We start from the raw sequence: 11,894 nt of genomic DNA, 5'->3' as shown, positions 1-11,894 counted from the left end.
TTGTTGTATTAAGGGTCAATACCCGTTTTTCAACGTAAGGTGTTTTTATTTGTCTCAATTTCTTATGTCAGTGCCACTCAAGCGGGCATGGCTTCTATCGTTCATCGTTTCAGTTTGTCCTCTTCAACAATGTGAGGTGGTTCGCTTACCAAATAATACTGGCCTTTCGTTATGATGGCAATGATGACCGTCAAAATAGCGGCGAGCACTGCGGCGAAAAACGCAGCTGTCGATTGGAGGAACAATCCCATATAACCAAGTGCGGCAACTGTGCCGAGTATACTGGAAATAAGAAGGGAAACAACGCCGACAGGATTCCACTTATATAAATATTCTTGTGTCGCAACATAATAGTTCGGTCCAATTTTCAACCATTTTTTTACGACTAGCGCATCCGTCACCAAGATGGACGCCCATGCAAATAGGAAGACGCCTTGGAATGTCATGACCGTAGCGAGGTGGTCTACAATACCGCCGAGCATTAAAGCAATCGCCGTCAATGCGGAGACAACGACCCAAAATCGCCGGCCGGGGGTGAAACGGAAGATATTTTCAAAGAAGTTTGACAAGGAGAGTGAACTACTATAAATATTTGTGACATTAATACGTAATTGCGTCAACATGGTAAATAACGCACCGCCGATTCCTAGCAGCAGTACAATATAAACGCCTGGATCTGACTCTAAATAACGGACGCCGAACCAGATGCCTAATCCTCCCATAACGCCATAACAAAAGATTTGAGGAATGAACCCGATTGCTAAAGATCCGACTTTAATATCTTTAGGGCGTAAAAAGCGGGCATAATCAGAAGCGAGAAGAGCGGTTAAGCCCATAATCCCATTATGCATACCGATACAGAACAGCAGCGCAGTTCCGCCGAGCTGGACTCCTTCTGGCATGTAAGAGAAAACAGGACCTGTGTAAATAGCAGGTTTGATAAAAGAAACGACAATTGCAGTGATCAAAAAGAGGATGAAAATAGGCAATGACCATTTTTGCAGCTTGTCCAGTTGTTGAATTCCAAACCAGTTAAGAGGAATAACAATGAGTCCAAATACGAGGATTAAGATCCATTTCGGAAAGGAAGGTAGGAAATGATGTACAGCCGATATGAGAATCAGACCTTCAAAAGCACAATACATAATAAAATTCGATGCGTAAATGAGTGATGTCAACGATGCTCCAATATAGCCGAAGCCGCCACCCCTAGACAGGAGGTTCACATTCATGCCGGTTTTCGCCGATAAATACACAATGACTGTACCGAGTATTCCTGCCACGATAATCGCGTAGCCAGCGGATAGAAGAGCATTGGGAGCCCCGAATTGCAGAGCCATCACACTTCCCATCTGAAAGTAAAAAATCGCTGTAGCGATACCAAACGTAATGTTCGTAATGCTAAGCCAGCCAGACTTTCGTTCCTCACGAGGGACACGGTCCAAGGAATAATCCCGGACAACCTCTTCCTTCGTTTCATCTTGCAAATTAGTTTGTTCTATTGACAATACATTTCAGCTCCTTAGTTGTAAAGCACCTACTCCTTCTGCCTCAAGGCAAATTATAGTCAAACTTCTTTTATTAATGCGCACCCCTCCATTTTATCAAAAAGTAATAGAAAAACCAAGTGTTTCGATGGGTAAAAGTCTTTGTTAATGTGAAAAAATCAATTGGAAAATGACATGGGCTTTGCTAAAAAACTATAAAAACAAAACAATTATCTAAATGAACGGATGATGAAGAAAGCCATCGACCCAAAAATGAAGACGAGAAAAACAGGCAAGAAGGCGACACTGAGGGAGTCAATTCTTCCTAAAGCCACTTGCTCAGTTTTATACGTGAGAAAAACAAAGAGCAGGACACATTCATTTTTCAGGACATTCATGAGCAACCGCGAATTCTTATATTGGAACTCGATATTGCTGTCATTCAATCTCCTGTAATTATGCAATTCCGGATGCCTCTCCAAAAACGTCATAAAAACAGCTAAAAAGGCGGCGATGACCGGCAATAGGATGAGCTCCCATTTCGATCCCCAACGATTCACTTCACCAAGCGCGTTGTAATGGGCAGGCACTTGGTCGGGAAGTTGGCTCCAAATGACGAATGTGTAGATGATGCCAGCTAAATAAACGATTGCCGTTACGATATCCAGCGATTTTTCAAACAATGTTTTCGGGATGTCCAATATAGGCTTATTGTTCATTTTTCACACTCCTTTATACTTGCATCTACGGTTATTCCGACTAAAAGTTTCAACGATGAAATAGAGCATAAGGATGATTGGTTATTTTTGGAGTCAATTCCCATGTATGAAAAACCTCATTTAGCAAAAGATAATCATAATTGTTTATATGAGGAGGAATATGAAATGGGAGCGCTTCGACGTATTGCATTGGCCTTAGTTATTATTGGAGCATTGAATTGGGGACTAATCGCTTTTTTCCAATTTGACTTGGTCGCATCAATATTTGGTGGGCAGGACGCATTTTTGGCAAGGGTGGTTTATGCACTTGTAGCAATTAGCGGTTTGATTTGCTTAGGACTTTTATTCAAACCGGATGAGGACAGGGAAGTGGTAACAAACCGGCGACGTAATTCCAACCCAGCATTAAATACTGAGTTCGGAGAGGAACCGGATTTCTCGAAGGAACGAAAACTATCTGACAAAGACGAACAATGAAATGAAGTGACAGTCAACCTACGAACGTGGGTGACTGTCACTCTTTTTTTCATCCTCTATAATTTCTTCGATTTTTTCCATTTGCTCCTGAACTTCTTCTTCAACGTCTGTCGTGGCGGGAATGAAAGGTTCATCATTATAATCGGTTCGTTTTCCATAGCGCAACATTTCGTATAAGACCATCCCGTTGTTTGGTTTTCCGTTCACGGTGAACATCGGGACGGAATCCAGAAGTACAAAGTAAAACACATAAAAAATAAAGCGTTCCCAGAAAGTCCTGTAATTTTCCAAAAAACCGTTTGCCAGTAAAACATTTATCGTAAGTGCAAAAACAAGATTTATGAGGATTGGGCCTGCATAAATGCATATATATGCAAACCTGTTTTCTTTTTTTAATGAATCAAAAGAAAACCAACTATACATATGATAATATTTTCGGATGTCAAAAATGCCGATTTTTTTAAATCTCGGACCTGATCCAATCGTCAGCCTTGGATTTTTGACCCCGAACAAGGCACTTATGATGAGGTAGCCGGATTCCCTCAGGAATGAGACAACTGGCAAAATGATAAAGGCGGAGATAATCAGCGAAACTAAATCAGCAAGTCCAAACATAGTAGTCCTTTCTTATAACATTAAATTTGCTCCTCTACTCAACGTACCCGAAGGATGGGGAGTTGAATCTATGAAAAGTAGAAGGAATCTATGTATGTCTTGGCGAAACTTCATAAAGTTGGTAACAGGAGAGAGTGTGAGAGTGATTTTTTTAATAGGATTGAGGAGGAAATGGTTATTGGAAGAGGGCTTTTTGCGCCAAGGTCCATTCTTCATTCAAGCAATGAACAAATGACAGCATGCATCACCTAATGTACGATAGGGAAAAGGGGGAATTTTCATGATACATATCGGAATTATCGGCTTGGGAGCCATTGGTCAACGGTTGATCAAACAGTTCACGGAGCACGAAGGAGCCGCCATCGTTGCTGTTTGTGATCAGCTGGAAACACTTGCAAAGGAAACAGCTGAAAAACTTGGCGGCTTAAAAGCCTACACAGACTATAAGCAGTTGCTAGCTAACGACGAAGTGGATCTCGTTTACGTGGCGGTGCCGCCGAAATTCCATCATTCGATTGTCATGGATGCCATTCGGGCAAATAAGCATGTCTTATGCGAGAAGCCTTTAGCAAATTCATTGGAAGAGGCGAAAGAAATGGCGGACGCCGCGAAGGAAGCAGGAATTGTTCACGCCATGAACTTCCCGCTGAATTATGGCCAGGCAGCAACGAAGTTCGCCAAGTTAATCGACGAAAACTACATAGGAAAATTGAGACGTCTGCAACTGGCGATGCACTTCCCGGAATGGCCGCGTTCTTGGCAGAGAAATGAGTGGGTCAGCGGGCGAGAGCAGGGCGGCTTTGTCCTCGAAGTCGGTGTCCATTTCATCCAACAGACGCTGAAGCTATTTGGCGATATCCATAATATCCAAACCCGGTTGGAATTTCCTGATGATTCGGTGCTATGCGAGACCGGCATTGTCGCCACGGCAGAGCTGGCAGATGGCACGCCTGTATTAATTGAAGGAATAAGCGGGCTTGCTGGCAAAGAGCATATCGGATTTACCGCATACGGATCGGAAGGCGTCCTGACGCTAGAAAACTGGGGCGGTTTAAGAGGAGGGAAAACAGGCGACGATCTGAAACCGATTTCCCTTGAAGAGGTGGCTCCACCGAGGCTTATTGATGAACTGCTAAAAGCAGTAGATGGAGAAGAAGTTGAGCTTTATGATTTTGAAGTTGGCTATCAAGCCCAGAAGGTGTTGGAGGAATTAAGAAAAGAAAGGTAGAGGAATTGCTCCCTCTACCATTTTGTCACTTCTCTATTTCAAACCCTTCACTAAGGAATTTGATAAACCGGAATACCCCTTAACCGGTTTGCATCGGTTAAGGGGTCCCTATTACTGGTATTTATCCGAAGGGATAGCGATTACATAAATAATGGAACCTATTTTGCGGACAAGTATGGTTAATTCCTCAATCGCGCCTTTGCTATCAGGGAATTTATAGTTGACCTTGCCTTCCGAAACCCCTTTAATATGGAACTTGTTGGAGTCCTTCGCTCGTGTCACAATGGCAATCTTTTCGCTGCCTTCGGTAAGGACGTGTTTGCCGAGTTCAGCTGCCGATCCACCGAGGTCGATTGTCAATTCCGGTTGTTCTTCAATCGTTTGAACGTCTAGATAGAAAGAAGTTTTATTAACCGAAGCCGAAATGCCATAGCGAACAACTTTTCCGTTTTCAAAATGTACAGTAGCAATGTATTCACCTGGCTCATCAATGGAGAAGCAGGAGGAAACGGGTTGCGTAACGGTGTAGTTACAAGGATTGAGCTTCACTTCTTCCTCGAGTATTACCCCTTCCATTGTGGCGAGTGAAATTTTCTTTATCTGCCCTGTAAGAAGTGATACTTCAGCCGGAAGAATGTCCTCCGATTGTTCTAATGTTAGTTTCAACTGTTCGTCCTCTTTCGTTACATGGACATAATACTTGCGATAGTTGTTAGATGAACCCTGGTCCCTCGGCCTCTCGATCAGAGAGAGTGTAGCAGTTCCTTCCCGCATTGGGACGAGTTGAATTTGCTTCCAAGTAAATTGGGTACTTCGAACAGCATGAATGATGTCGTCCGGTTCTTCATATGGAGTAAAGGTAAAGGTGTCCCAACCGAAGTCAGCTGCTTTAATAGTAATAATCGTCGCTTTTACTTTCTCAGTCTTGCTAATGAGCACAGCAGCCTGCGCTCTTGAAATCGGGGCATTCGGGCTGAATGTACTCGAAGAAGTCCCCGATGTGATACCCATTTTGTATAGAATGTTGATGTTCGTTTGGTGACTGCCAAGCCGTAGCGTATCCGTAAATGGATTTTCACTGCTGGTGTAAGTGTAGTGCGGAAGTTCAAAAGCTTTTACGAGAATAGAAGCCATCTGTGCCCGCGTTATGGAGTCATTCGGTCCAAACCGGCCATCTCCGTATCCATTGATGACACCTGCATTGGCGAGTGCGGCAATGGCGCCATAACTCCATTGGGACTGCTGCACATCCTTGAATCCAGGGTCCTTCACATTCTTCGTATCAAGGTTCCGCAACTTTGCAATAATGGCAGCAGCTTGTCCACGTGTGATGGAAGCAGCTGGCTTGAACGTCCCGTCTTCATACCCGCTAATAATATTCCGCTCCGCAAGCTCATAAACGGCATTCGCATAAGGCTTTGTCGTCGGTACATCCGTAAAGCTTCGCATACTCGCCGCATTGACCTGCTGGGAAACTAGCAAACTTCCCGCGATGGCAAACGCGCCTATGGACAATTTCAATTTTCGAATGAACATGAGATGCCTCCTTAGAATAGTTATAGAATTGCAAATATAATAACATAGAATGGTAGAAAATTACCAAGTTAACGGTGAAAAGACTGTCGCCCATATGGAGGGGCGACAGCCTATGCTTTTTACAAATCAATTTCAATATCTTCGAAGTAAATTATTTTTGCCCCGTCAATTGTGCTCACTGTCGCAAATGGATGGAAAATGAGTTTTGTCGCCAGCGGATCAATGTTATGGATGGTCGCACTCCATTGCAGATCCTCCCGAGTCCTTGCGCCCCCCTCAGTAAACCCGCCGTTATAAGGAACTTCGTATTCATTCCCTAGGTCATCCGTCGCTTTCAGCTCTGCTTCAACGGCCGTCCAATCATCCAGCAATGCAGGGTCGACCAATTGCTGATAATAAATATTGAAGGTTAACGGTGTCTTTCTCACTTCCTTGAATAGGATAGCAACTCCATCTTTTTCAACTTGCTTATTCAAAGTCACCACTTCGGGTTCGATTAAAGGCAGGGAGAAGTTCAACTTCCAGTCGCCTTTCACCTCTTTTTTATCGCCAAGCAACTTTTTCGGCTCCCAGATGACATCCACCTTGTCGGGAGTGTCTGAAAACCAGGGAGTGATCGTCATAATGCCTACGTAGCCCAATCCTTTCACTTTCTCAAAGGAGGCGCCGGCATTTCCAGCGGACTCGCCCTCAACGGAAGGCCAGCCGTCAAAAAATATGGTTGAGCCATAATTTTTATTTGTTTGTATCGTCACTGCCAAAGTGATGGTCGTCCCATCGAACACTCCTTGGTCGATATTGATTAAAACGCCTTTATCTTCCGCAGTCCGGCCGACGTCGGTCGCAAGCTGTCCAAACTCTTTATAGGCCGGTTTACTCGTTGAACCGAAATAGTCGAATACATTCCCGATGACCGGCAGTTGGCTTATCATATTCGCCATCGCTGGATTCAACATTAACGTCCCGCCTAAAATGCTAATTGCCAGAGTGGCGGCAAGTACATATCCGGCTCGCCTTTTGCCAGTCCTCTTACGGGGCGGTGCATCCCCTTTGAATGAATTCTCAATGATTGAATCCAGCTTCTCACTTGGTACAGGTATGGCTTCCATCGTGTCTTCAATAATTTTCGTTTCGTCTTTCATCCATATAAACTCCCTTCATTTTTGTTTTCAACAGGGCGAGACCCCTATGTAAGTTCGTTTTGACAGTTCCCTCAGGACATTCAAGTACATCAGCAATCTGCTTGATCGTGAAATCATGATAAAAGCGTAAAACGATAACAGATTTGTACTTCTCATCCAATTCATAGAGGACATTGGTCAAATCCAGCTTCTCTTCAATCGAACTGCTGACCTCTTCAATAACGTCGGGATATGAATAGTCCTCTAGTGTAACGACCTTTTTATTTTTGCGAATCTCCTTCAAGGCGGCATTGATGCAAATCCGTATCGCCCATGTGCTGAAATATGATGGATTCCTCAGTTGATGTATGGATTCTATGACTTCCAATACGGTTTGCTGAAATACTTCCACTGCATCATGTTCATTTTTCATGTAAATGAATGCTATTTTATAGAGTTTGTCTTTCTCTTCTTTCAGAAGCAGTTGCAATGCGTTCTGATTACCTTTAATTGCTTGCTTTACAAGTCTTTCCTTTTTCGGCATGGAATCACCACCTTCTATAGATTAGGTGAATGGGATGGATGAAACGTTTCAAGTTTTTGCGAGGAATGATTTATGGAGTAAGTGAAAAAAGATCAAAATAACAAAAAAGACCCACTAAGGAGTTCGCAGAAGGATAGTGGAAACACGATATATTAGATTCCTCTTCGACTCTATGAATTTCTACTGTCTGCTCCTCTACGGTGCAAAAGATTGCGTGGTATTTGACGGGAAATAGTCTTTATATTTATACCCTAATTTCACATCTTATCATAATTATGATAAGCAGTTCCGTACAGATTTTTCGGCTGTAAAAGACCGGATGATAGTAGGAGGACTACCTTGCTCAAAGTGACTGGCTAAACAATAAAAGGGTTATTCACACGCAATGTCGAACTCGTTTAATAGGGAAGAATAGGAAAGGGGTGTTTACATATGAAAGCAATTATTTTTGATTTTGATGGAACATTGGCGAATACATTACCGATTTGTGATTATGCTTTTCAAAGTGTTTTTAAGGAGTTTGACAACAAAGACCTGTCATCGGGGGAAATCAGAGCCATGTTCGGCCCTTGTGAAGTTGGAATTATAAATGGAAATCTTCTGCATGCAAATAAGGAGCAGGCAATTGAGTTGTATTACGAAAAATATTTGGAAAAGCATAATGACCTAGTTGCAGCAAATCAGGAGATTCATGATTTATTGATTGAATTGAAACGGAAGGGCCTAAAATTAGCGATTGTAACCGGGAAGGCTAAGAGAAGTTTGGATATCTCGATGAAAGCCCTCCAAATGCACAACTACTTTGACGTAATCATAACCGGAGATGATGTAGTTCAGCCAAAGCCTCATCCAGAAGGGCTATTGAAGGCGTTATCACAGTTACATGTGGAGCCTCATGAGGCGATGTATGTGGGCGATAGTGATGCGGACATTCAAGCAGGTATGGGAGCTGGTATATATACTGTGGGCGTCCATTGGCTCCCCGATATCCAAACGATGGAGTTTTCAGTAGGGCCTCATGCACTTTACAAGGAAGTGCATGAGTTTATTAATTCATTGTCGGTAAGCCTATCATAGTGAAAGGGAAGCGGGCAATTAGAGTTCATAAAAAATCAGCCCTTAATCAAAATGATTAAGGGCCGCATCTTATTTCGTATAGTTATCAAAATATCCTTGAATGAACACAATCGGAGTACCTTTATCGCCGCTGCCTGACGTCAAATCGGACAAGGAGCCGATCAAGTCAGTAAGTTTCCGCGGCGTTGTCCCTTGGGACTCCATCGAGCCGACGAGGTCATCCTCTTTGTTTTCGATGAATTCATTGATCGCCTTTTTCAGTTCTTCGCCTCGTAGATCAGCGAAGTTGTTGTCTGCAAGGTATTTCAATTTGATTTCATTCGGTGTGCCGTCGAGGCCTGCTGTGTAGGCAGGGGATACGACTGGATCTGCAAGCTCCCAGATTTTGCCTACTGGGTCTTTAAACGCTCCGTCGCCATATACCATGACTTCAACCGTTTTTCCGGTCTTTTCCTTCAGCGAAGCTTGAATCGTATCGACGACTGGCTGGCAATTGCGAGGGAACAGCTTCACGCTGTCTTCCGTCGCCTTGTTGGAGCCGAGCAGTCCGTACGCTTCATTAAAACCGCTGCCATCGACGGATTCGGCAAGGATGTTATCAAGGCTGTAAATCTTCTCGCCGCCGTTCGCTTTCAAAATTCGTTTCGTTCTTTCACGGGAATGGATATCACAAGTGAGAACGTCTTTCGTGTAATCAAGAATCGTCTTTGCATTGTTCGAGAAGATGACTTCGCATTCAACGCCATATTCTTCAACGATTGATTTATAATATTCGATATAATCGATACCAGTAAATGTATGTTTATTGTAGCCGAAATGGCCACGGAATTGTTCTTCAGTCAACACGTCCGTCCATGGATTGACGCCTTTTTCATCTAGCATGTCAATATCTACAAGGTGATTGCCGACTTCATCGGATGGATAGCTGAGCATCAAAACGATTTTCTTCGCAGCACCTTTCGCAATTCCACGGAGACAGATGGCAAATCGGTTGCGGCTTAGAATCGGGAAAATGACGCCGATCGTGCTGTCGCCGAATTTCGCTTTAACGTCTTTCGCAATATGGTCGACTGTCGCGTAATTGTCTTGGGCGCGAGCTACGATGGATTCCGTGATCGTGACAATATCTCTGTCATTGATGGTGAACCCTTCGACTTCTGAGGCTTTCAATACGCTATCGACGACGATTTCTTCGATATTGTCCCCTTTATTGATAATCGGGCAACGAAGACCTCTGACAACCGTTCCTACTACTCTTTCCAATGTTATCGCTCCTTATCGGTATAACTTAACTGACGATCTACTTGTACTATACTACCGATCAGTGATATAAGTAAAATTAATACTTCTAATGATGGGTATAAGGGGTGGTTATATGGTTAGCAAATTAGATTTATACCGTGTTTTTTGTATCGTTGGTAAAAATAAAAGCTTTTCTGGGGCAGCAAAAGAACTTTTCATGACCCAACCCGCGGTCAGTCAATCCATCATGCAATTGGAGCAGGAGCTCGATACGCGTCTTTTCAACCGGACGCCTAAAGGGGTCACGCTGACGAATGAAGGAAGCCTTCTTTTGGAGTATGCTAATTCCGCCATCAATTTAATCGAAATCGGGGAAGAAAAGATTGCCGAGTTCAAAAACCTGACGACCGGCGAATTAAGGATCGGAGTTGGAGATACGATTTCTAAGTATTTTCTCCTCCCCCAATTGGAGGCCTTCCGTGCTCGATACCCGAACATCAAATTAAAAATCGAGAATGGTACGACGGACGAGCTCATTTCATTCCTGAAATCGGGTGAAGTCGATATTGTCGTCTGCAATTTGCCTGTCACAGATCCTTCATTGAATGTGACGCCGTGCATGGATATTCAAGATACGTTCATTTATGGCGATAAATATCGGAAACTGCTCGCAAGACCGGTCGGCTTTCGGGAGCTTGCTAAGCTGCCTCTCATCTTCCTTGAGCCGAGTTCGAACTCGAGGAAATACGTCGAGGACCACTTCTTATCAAAAGGAGTGAAAATCGCCCCCGAATTCGAATTGGGCTCACATGATCTCGTCGTTGAATTTGCGAGGATGAACATGGGGATTGCCTGTGTGACAAGGGAATTCACGAAGGACTATTTGGAAAGCGGTGCACTTCATGAAGTCCAGCTGACCGAGCAGATTCCACATAGAAGCATAGGGGTTTGTTCATTGAAAAGTGTACCTCTTTCACCGGCTTCGACGAGGTTTTGGGAGCTGTTGGTAGGGGAGTGATATGGAAGTATTGAACTCGCCGCTGACTTATGCGCAATTATTTCCGTTTTTGCGCGTTTTGCGAGATTTATGAGTATTTATTTCCATTTATGCGTTTTTCGACAGGATTATGCGTATATAATTGGATTTATGCGTGTTTGTATAAATTTATGCGTTTCTGGCACGGGTGGATCAAAGGGGGAGTCAGTAGAATGTTTGCTTATAAAATTGACGAAAATATCGAGTTGCGTTTATTGGAGCTAAGACATGCCGAGCAACTATTTCAGTTGACCGACCAATCAAGGGAAAGCCTTCGAGAATGGCTGCCGTGGCTCGATTTCACAAAGACGGTCGCCGATTCGAGGAATTTCATCGGTGGGACGTTGCAGCAATTCAGCCGGAATGACGGTTTCCAGGTAGGCATTTGGTATAAAGGGGAACTTGCCGGTGTAATCGGCTTGCATGGTATTAATTGGTCAAATAAATCGACATCAATCGGCTATTGGCTAGGTACTGGCTTCGAAGGCAAGGGCTTGATGACAAAGGCTTGCAAGGTGGTTGTCGATTATTGTTTCAATGAATTAGAACTGAACAGGATTGAGATCCGTACAGCAACTGGAAATGTAAAAAGCGCGGCAATTCCACAACGACTCGGCTTCAAACAGGAAGGTCGTTTGGAACAAGCGGAGTGGCTATATGATAAATTTGTTGATCATTATGTGTATGGATTGGTAAGATCGGTTTGTAATAGTTGGAATTGAAATGATAACTTTTCAACCCAAATATACAAAGTTTGAATAAAGGTGATTTTTTGTACAATAGATCATGTGTAAAATATTGGGTTTGTAAAT

General features: G+C 43.4%; 12 protein-coding genes. 5 read left to right on the top strand and 7 right to left on the bottom strand.

Features of this window, described 5'->3' with window-relative positions:
* Positions 1-101: 101 nt before the first annotated feature.
* Positions 102-1,502 (bottom strand): purine-cytosine permease family protein, encoded by a 1,401-nt coding sequence (locus AB1K89_RS16940; RefSeq protein ID WP_413055878.1) that lies wholly within the window; start codon positions 1,500-1,502, stop codon positions 102-104.
* A 215-nt stretch (positions 1,503-1,717) separates the two neighbouring features.
* Positions 1,718-2,206, bottom strand: a complete 489-nt coding sequence (locus tag AB1K89_RS16935) for a DUF1648 domain-containing protein (protein ID WP_413055873.1) — start codon at positions 2,204-2,206, stop codon at positions 1,718-1,720.
* A gap of 165 nt (positions 2,207-2,371) precedes the next feature.
* On the opposite strand from AB1K89_RS16935, the gene AB1K89_RS16930 reads away from it, so the two are divergent.
* Positions 2,372-2,683: a DUF378 domain-containing protein gene (locus tag AB1K89_RS16930; protein WP_413055872.1), complete on the top strand. Its 312-nt coding sequence runs from the start codon at positions 2,372-2,374 to the stop codon at positions 2,681-2,683.
* An 18-nt stretch (positions 2,684-2,701) separates the two neighbouring features.
* On the opposite strand, the gene AB1K89_RS16925 is transcribed toward AB1K89_RS16930, so the two are convergent.
* Positions 2,702-3,298 carry a hypothetical protein gene (locus AB1K89_RS16925; protein ID WP_413055871.1) on the bottom strand — a complete coding sequence of 199 codons (597 nt, stop codon included), beginning with the start codon at positions 3,296-3,298 and terminating at the stop codon, positions 2,702-2,704.
* Positions 3,299-3,578: 280 nt separating this feature from the next.
* Between AB1K89_RS16925 and AB1K89_RS16920 the strand changes: the two genes are divergently transcribed.
* Entirely contained in the window at positions 3,579-4,526 is a 948-nt protein-coding gene (locus AB1K89_RS16920) for a Gfo/Idh/MocA family protein (protein ID WP_413055870.1), read from the top strand.
* A 111-nt stretch (positions 4,527-4,637) separates the two neighbouring features.
* On the opposite strand, the gene AB1K89_RS16915 is transcribed toward AB1K89_RS16920, so the two are convergent.
* From AB1K89_RS16915 to AB1K89_RS16905, 3 genes are all read right to left on the bottom strand, one after another.
* Positions 4,638-6,062: an S-layer homology domain-containing protein gene (locus tag AB1K89_RS16915; protein WP_413055869.1), complete on the bottom strand. Its 1,425-nt coding sequence runs from the start codon at positions 6,060-6,062 to the stop codon at positions 4,638-4,640.
* A 119-nt stretch (positions 6,063-6,181) separates the two neighbouring features.
* The gene (locus AB1K89_RS16910) at positions 6,182-7,204 is read right to left on the bottom strand and encodes a DUF4179 domain-containing protein (protein ID WP_413055868.1); all 1,023 of its coding nucleotides are present in this window, start codon (positions 7,202-7,204) and stop codon (positions 6,182-6,184) included.
* Positions 7,179-7,727 carry a sigma-70 family RNA polymerase sigma factor gene (locus AB1K89_RS16905; RefSeq protein WP_413055867.1) on the bottom strand — a complete coding sequence of 183 codons (549 nt, stop codon included), beginning with the start codon at positions 7,725-7,727 and terminating at the stop codon, positions 7,179-7,181. Before AB1K89_RS16905 ends, AB1K89_RS16910 begins: the two co-directional genes overlap by 26 nt.
* A 432-nt stretch (positions 7,728-8,159) precedes the next feature.
* Here AB1K89_RS16905 and AB1K89_RS16900 point away from each other — a divergent pair, with 432 nt between their 5' ends.
* Positions 8,160-8,804 (top strand): HAD family hydrolase, encoded by a 645-nt coding sequence (locus AB1K89_RS16900; protein WP_413055866.1) that lies wholly within the window; start codon positions 8,160-8,162, stop codon positions 8,802-8,804.
* A gap of 69 nt (positions 8,805-8,873) precedes the next feature.
* Here the strand turns inward: AB1K89_RS16900 and AB1K89_RS16895 are convergent, their stop codons facing one another.
* Positions 8,874-10,067 carry a coenzyme F420-0:L-glutamate ligase gene (locus tag AB1K89_RS16895; RefSeq protein ID WP_413055865.1) on the bottom strand — a complete coding sequence of 398 codons (1,194 nt, stop codon included), beginning with the start codon at positions 10,065-10,067 and terminating at the stop codon, positions 8,874-8,876.
* A gap of 112 nt (positions 10,068-10,179) precedes the next feature.
* On the opposite strand from AB1K89_RS16895, the gene AB1K89_RS16890 reads away from it, so the two are divergent.
* Together AB1K89_RS16890 and AB1K89_RS16885 are read left to right on the top strand one after the other, a co-directional pair.
* Positions 10,180-11,064: a LysR family transcriptional regulator gene (locus tag AB1K89_RS16890; RefSeq protein WP_413055864.1), complete on the top strand. Its 885-nt coding sequence runs from the start codon at positions 10,180-10,182 to the stop codon at positions 11,062-11,064.
* A 191-nt stretch (positions 11,065-11,255) separates the two neighbouring features.
* Positions 11,256-11,804 (top strand): GNAT family N-acetyltransferase, encoded by a 549-nt coding sequence (locus tag AB1K89_RS16885; protein ID WP_413055863.1) that lies wholly within the window; start codon positions 11,256-11,258, stop codon positions 11,802-11,804.
* Positions 11,805-11,894 lie beyond the last annotated feature (90 nt).

This window comes from Sporosarcina pasadenensis (genome assembly GCF_047228845.1).
Taxonomy (GTDB): domain Bacteria; phylum Bacillota; class Bacilli; order Bacillales_A; family Planococcaceae; genus Sporosarcina.
Note: the sequence above shows the minus strand (reverse complement) of the source record. Positions and strands in the feature narration are given on the sequence as shown.